The sequence below is a fragment of the Pseudomonas inefficax genome (genome assembly GCF_900277125.1).
GTDB lineage: Bacteria > Pseudomonadota > Gammaproteobacteria > Pseudomonadales > Pseudomonadaceae > Aquipseudomonas > Aquipseudomonas inefficax.
This window is the reverse complement of the sequence record NZ_OPYN01000142.1, coordinates 1-1,240: the sequence shown is the minus strand read 5'-3', so window position 1 is coordinate 1,240 and position 1,240 is coordinate 1. Positions and strand designations below refer to the sequence as shown.

Sequence of the window (1,240 nt, the reverse complement as noted above, 5' to 3'; positions counted from 1 at the left end):
GCCGCGCTGTTGGCGATCCCGTTCGGTGAAACCCGCAGCTACAGCGACATCGCCCGGCAGATCGGCAACCCCAGTGCAGTGCGTGCGGTAGGCGCCGCCAATGGCCGCAATCCGATCTCGATCATCGCCCCGTGTCATCGGGTGATTGGCGCTTCGGGCAGCCTGACCGGCTTTGCCGGCGGCCTGGCGGCAAAGCAGTACCTGCTGGCGCTGGAGGGCCGGCAAAGCCTGACACTGGACCTGTAGGCATCAGCAGAACCAGCTGGCAGCCAGGCAGACCAGCACGGCCAACGCCGAGCCAGCCAGCAGGGTGTACTGCCGATGGGCTTGGCGTGCATGGGGCCTCACTGCGCGCAGGTACTCGCCGGGTGTCGGCGCATCAGGCCGGTGGCGCAATCCCTCGGCCACATCGGCCAGTTGCCCCTGGATGAGCAGCCCCGTCAGGTAGTAGGTACAGGCATAGCTCAGCAACGCCAGAAACAGATAGATCATGCCGGTTGCAGGGCCAACGGCACCGCCATGGCAGTGCCGTTGGCGGTATCCAGCACGATCAGCCCTTCGCTGTGGTCGTCCAGGCTGGCAAGCAAGCGCCCCTGGCTGTCCCAGGCCGCCGAGCCGCCGGCGCCGATGAAGGTGTCGGCCGGCCCCACGCAGTTGGCCAGCAACACCGTCATGCCCAGCTCACGAGCCACCTCGGCGTAGTGCTGGTAACCCTCACGGATGCCCTTGGCGGTTTTCGCCACGCTGACCAGGTACAGGTCGGCGCCATGTTCCCGTGCGGCTGCGGCATGGGCCATGAACATCGATTCGTAGCAGATCGCAGGTGCTACCTGGTGCGCGCCCACCTGCAGCAGCATGGCTTGATGACTTGGGGTGAACCAGGGCAATTCATCATCATGCAGACGCTGCTTGGCATAGGCCTGGCGCGCTGCCCCGGGGCTGAAGATTGGCATGCCGATACGGATGCCATCAGGTGTCGGCAGTGGCAGGCCCACGGCGACGGTGATACCAAAGCGGTCGCAGGCTGCCTGCAGCGGGTCCAGCCGCGCCGCACCGACTGGCAGGGCGGCCTGGCGCGCGAGGGTTGGCTCATACCCGGTCAGCGACAGTTCGGGAAACACCACCAGTTCGGCGCCAAGGGTTGCGGCCTGTTCGATGCAGGCCAGGTGGCGTTCGAGGTTGGCTTGCACATCGCCCTTGAGCGATGCCAGTTGCACGGCACACGACTTCATGAATGACC

Annotated in this window: 3 protein-coding genes; 1 reads left to right on the top strand and 2 read right to left on the bottom strand. The window is 65.9% G+C overall.

Going from position 1 to position 1,240, the window contains the following annotated elements:
• On the top strand, positions 1–246 hold a 246-nt coding region (locus tag JV551A3_RS16355), incomplete at its 5' end, for a methylated-DNA--[protein]-cysteine S-methyltransferase (RefSeq protein ID WP_133978920.1).
• A gap of 3 nt (positions 247–249) precedes the next feature.
• On the opposite strand, the gene JV551A3_RS16350 is transcribed toward JV551A3_RS16355, so the two are convergent.
• A complete protein-coding gene (locus JV551A3_RS16350; RefSeq protein WP_133978919.1) occupies positions 250–492 on the bottom strand; it encodes a hypothetical protein in 243 nt (80 codons plus the stop codon).
• Entirely contained in the window at positions 489–1,232 is a 744-nt protein-coding gene (locus JV551A3_RS16345; protein WP_133978922.1) for a carbon-nitrogen hydrolase family protein, read from the bottom strand. The genes JV551A3_RS16350 and JV551A3_RS16345 overlap by 4 nt, the downstream gene beginning before the upstream one ends.
• Positions 1,233–1,240: the final 8 nt, after the last annotated feature.